The sequence below is a fragment of the Mesorhizobium sp. P5_C1 genome (assembly GCF_054049815.1).
On sequence record NZ_JBFULQ010000494.1, the window covers coordinates 1 to 4,077 of the forward strand.

Sequence of the window (4,077 nt, forward strand, 5' to 3'; positions counted from 1 at the left end):
TTCGACGAAGGCGCCCAGCCACTGCGAGTCCGACACGATGAAGTTGTACTTCTTTTCGCCCGAGGTCAACGAGGCGTTGACGCGGGTGTAGAAATCCGGCCACGGAATGAAGTCGACATCGAGCTTCACGGTATTGCCAGACTTGGGCTTGTACTGCTCGTCGAAGAACTTTTTCATAATGCGGGTCGGGGGCCAATCCGGCACCGCCATCGTCAACGTCACTTCTTCGGCAGAGGCATAGGTCACGCCTCCCACCAGTAGCGTGGCAGCGAAGCTTGCGGCTGTCGCTAGCCCTTTCACTTTGGTCATCGCCGTCATTCGCGTTTCCTCCCTTGGTTAACCGGATTGCTTCTCGCCGTTCGCGTCAGGTCATTGCCTGGCCGCTCACGGCGCGGAAGACGTGGATTTTCCTGTTATCGATGGCGATCGATGCCGAATCGCCGGTCCTGATGCTGGCGGCGATCGCTTCCGGCAGCACCATGCGCAACATCTCGCCGCCGGCCTCGACCGAGACGATCGTGATGTCGCCGAGCGGTTCGACCAGATGCACCTTCGAGGCAACCCCGGCTTCGCCCTTGGCGGCGAGCCGAATGTCGCTCGGGCGAATGCCGATCAGCGCGGCCTCGCCGGCATCGGCAGTCTTTGGCGCCGTCGCCGGAACCAGTGTCCCGAGCGGCGTGTCGAAAGACCTGGTGTCGGCGCGCACCGAGGCCGTGAACAGATTCATGTGCGGCGAGCCGATCTTGCTGGCGACATAGGTATGGATCGGCTGCTCGTAAAGCTCGTCCGGCGTGCCGATCTGKACGATGCCGCCATCGCGCATGACGGCGATCGTCTCGCCCATCGAGAGAGCCTCGAGCTCGTCGGGCGTGGCATAGATCACGGTCATGCCGAACTGGCGGTGCAGCCGCTTCAGCTCGGCGCGCGTCTCGTGCCGAAGCTTGGCGTCGAGATTGGTGAGCGGCTCATCGAGGAGAAGAATCTTTGGCCGGCGGATCAGGGAGCGGCCGAGCGCGACGCGCTGCTGCTCTCCGCCGGACAGGGTTGCCGGCTTGGCCTTCAGGCGGTGTGTCAGCTTCAGGATCTCGGCGGTCTCTTTCACCCGCTTGTCGATCTCGGCGCGCGCGACTTTCTCCTCGCGCAGCGGATAGGCGAGATTGTCGTAGACCGTGAGGTGGGGGTAAAGCGCGAAAGACTGGAAGACCATCGAGATGCCGCGGCCGGCGATCGGCGCATGGGTCATGTCGCGGCCGCCGATCTCAAGCGTGCCGGAGTCGGCCTGGACGAGGCCGGCGATAGTGCGCAGCGTCGTCGTCTTGCCAACCGAGCTCGGCCCGAAGAGTACGAAGAAGCGGCCTTCGTCGACGGCGAAGCTCAGGTCGTTGATGGCGCGCACGGATCCATAGGCTTTGCTGAGCCCATCGAGGCGCAGCGCAATCCCCTTGCCGGCACTGGCGCGAGGCGACGTCTGCGTCACGATGTGCCACCTCGTGCGGACGGAACACGCGCCATCCGTGTGATCCTCCTCGCCCTGCCGAAATGGACTGCGGCTGTCATTCCCGATCCGCCTTTTCTTTCCTAATCTGGTATTACCAATTTAAGATGCTCGTCAAGCGCTTTCTTAAAATTTGCCGTCACCGAAATAAGCTGAAAACGTCCGCTATATGTTGGTATTTCCTTCATTTTTGGCAATTCTCCACCTTCATCCCGTTCGCAAAACGCCAATCCCCAAAATCACTGAAATCGCCGACCTTCAAATCTGGTCGAACCAGATTCGCTCCGAGCTACCGCGGCGACCGCCCCGGATTGCCCTCGACGACCCCCCAATCCGGTCCGCGTCGGGAGAAAGTCTCATATCCTGCATCCGCCTTGGTCCAGCCCTCCTCCATGCCCAACTCACGCCGCCACCACCCCTGGTCAGGATGGCGTCCGGAGTCGCGCCTGGCGCACCAGCGCTGAGGCCGCCCACCGGGCGACGGCCAGGGTCTTGCCGCTGTCCAGGCCCCAGATGTCCTTCAGCACAATCAGCAGTTCGACGCCGAAAATCAGCGACAGCGCCTGCGCCAGGCGCTCGAATTCGCGCGGCGGCAGCTCGCCCCTCAGTGGCGCAAGCGCATCCTCCAGCAGGTCCATGCGATGGCCACGGGTGAAGGGTGGCTCGCCGCCCAGCGTGCCTGCCTGCTCGCGCGCCCATTGGTCCAGCGACAATTTCAGGGCTGCCTTGAACGTTGCCTCGAAGGCCTCGATGCGCGGCATCGCGCTGTCTATCAACTCCGCCACGCGGCGTTCGGCATCGGACGAATCGGATCGCCACTCGAGTATCGGGCCTAGCCCTTCGTCGACCACCGCGTGGACCAGCGCCGCCTGGCTCGGGAAATAGCGATAGGCGGTGGCGCGGGAAACTTCTGCCGCTTCGGCAACCTCGCTGACCGACGGCGTGACGCCCGCCTGCATCAGCCTTGTCGCCGTCTCCAGGATAAGCCGTTTCGTGCGCGCGCGAGGCCCACGCTCCAGCGCCTGGCCGCTACCCCGCTCGGCGTCTTCGCCTGCTGTCGATTGTTGACGTGAGACATCCATGTCAATACGATACGCGCGTCTCAAAAATTTGCAATGACCTTCGCATCGTCGAGCGGCCGGGCAATGAGCGGTGGGGCGCAGCATTGCGCCGGCCTGGATTGGGGAACGCAATGAAGCGCATCTATGTGGTGGGCACGGCTGACACCAAGGGCGAGGAACTCGCCTTCCTGGCGGATGCGATAGCCGCCACGGGCGCCGCCGTTTCGCGCGTCGATGTCGGGACGCGCGACCCAACCGTCGCGGTGGACATCCCAGCGAAAGACATTGCCGGCCATCACCCCGGCGGTCGTGACGCCGTGCTCGGCGGCAATGACCGTGGCGCCGCGGTCGCCGCCATGGGCATCGCCTTCGCCCGCTTTGTCCAATCGCGAAACGACATCGCCGCCATGATCGGCATTGGCGGCGGCGGCGGCACCTCGATCATCACCTCTGGCATGCGTGCCCTACCGCTCGGCCTGCCCAAGATCATGGTCTCGACGCTCGCTTCCGGCGACACCGCGCCCTATGTCGATGTCTCCGACATCGTCATGATGCCATCGGTGACCGACATGGCCGGGCTGAACCGGATTTCCCGTGTCGTCCTGCACAACGCCGCCCTGGCCATATCAGGCATGGCGGCCAGGCCGGCGCCGCCGGCCGATGGCAAACCGTCGATCGGCCTCACCATGTTCGGCGTTACCACCCCTTGCGTGACCGCCATCGCCGACCAGCTTCGCTCGACCTATGACTGCATGGTCTTCCACGCCACCGGCACCGGCGGCCGCAGCATGGAGAAGCTGGCCGACAGCGGCCTGTTGTCGGGGGTCATCGACATCACCACGACGGAGGTCTGCGACCTGCTGTTCGGCGGCGTGCTGCCGGCGACCGAGGATCGTTTCGGTGCGATCGCCCGCACCGGGCTGCCCTATGTCGGCTCGGTCGGCGCGCTCGACATGGTCAACTTCTGGGCGCCGTCGACGATCCCGGAACATTATCGCGGACGGTTGGTGTACGAACACAATCCGAACGTCACGCTGATGCGCACCACGGCGCAGGAGTGCCGCGCAATCGGCGAATGGATCGGCACCAGGCTCGCCCTCTGCGAGGGGCCGGTGCATGTCCTCATTCCGGAAAAAGGTGTCTCGGCGCTCGACATCGAAGGCGGTGCTTTCTTCGATCCAGAGGCCGACGCCGTTCTGTTCGAAGCCGTCGAGCGCACCATCCAGCCGAACGACATGCGCCGCGTCACGCGCCTGCCGCTGCACATCAACGACCCCGAATTCGCCGAGGCCGCGGTTGCGGCCTTTCTCGACATCGCCAGACAGTGAGATCCAGGACATGCCCGCCATACCGCGCAAGGACATACTGAAGAAGTTCAGGGCAATGATCGAAAAGGGCGTGCTGATCGTCGGCGGCGGCGCCGGCACCGGCCTGTCGGCCAAGGCCGAGGAGGCCGGCGGCATCGACCTCATCATCATCTACAATTCCGGCCGCTACCGCATGGCCGGGCGTGGCTCGGCC

4 protein-coding genes and 1 pseudogene are annotated in these 4,077 nt (G+C 64.2%); 2 read left to right on the plus strand and 3 right to left on the minus strand.

What is annotated here, in order from left to right; translation table 11 throughout:
• The 3 genes and pseudogenes from ACXJ7R_RS26490 to ACXJ7R_RS26500 all read right to left on the minus strand — a co-directional run.
• Positions 1–318, minus strand: a pseudogene (locus ACXJ7R_RS26490) (ABC transporter substrate-binding protein); the annotation flags it as partial.
• A 46-nt stretch (positions 319–364) separates the two neighbouring features.
• Complete coding sequence (locus tag ACXJ7R_RS26495) at positions 365–1,477, minus strand: ABC transporter ATP-binding protein (protein ID WP_457154409.1); 1,113 nt, start codon at positions 1,475–1,477, stop codon at positions 365–367.
• 440 nt (positions 1,478–1,917) lie between these two features.
• Positions 1,918–2,577: a TetR/AcrR family transcriptional regulator gene (locus tag ACXJ7R_RS26500; RefSeq protein ID WP_457154412.1), complete on the minus strand. Its 660-nt coding sequence runs from the start codon at positions 2,575–2,577 to the stop codon at positions 1,918–1,920.
• Between the two features lie 110 nt (positions 2,578–2,687).
• On the opposite strand from ACXJ7R_RS26500, the gene ACXJ7R_RS26505 reads away from it, so the two are divergent.
• Both ACXJ7R_RS26505 and ACXJ7R_RS26510 read left to right on the plus strand, forming a co-directional pair.
• Entirely contained in the window at positions 2,688–3,884 is a 1,197-nt protein-coding gene (locus ACXJ7R_RS26505) for a Tm-1-like ATP-binding domain-containing protein (protein WP_457154410.1), read from the plus strand.
• Positions 3,885–3,894: 10 nt separating this feature from the next.
• Positions 3,895–4,077 (plus strand): phosphoenolpyruvate hydrolase family protein (locus ACXJ7R_RS26510; protein ID WP_457154411.1); only part of this gene is annotated, 183 nt, incomplete at its 3' end.

What these genes read in the sequence shown, in the direction of transcription:
- ACXJ7R_RS26500 (WP_457154412.1), bottom strand. Translation starts at nt 2,577, where the DNA reads ATGGATGTCTCACGTCAACAATCGACAGCAGGCGAAGACGCCGAGCGG.
- ACXJ7R_RS26505 (WP_457154410.1), top strand. Translation starts at nt 2,688, where the DNA reads ATGAAGCGCATCTATGTGGTGGGCACGGCTGACACCAAGGGCGAGGAA.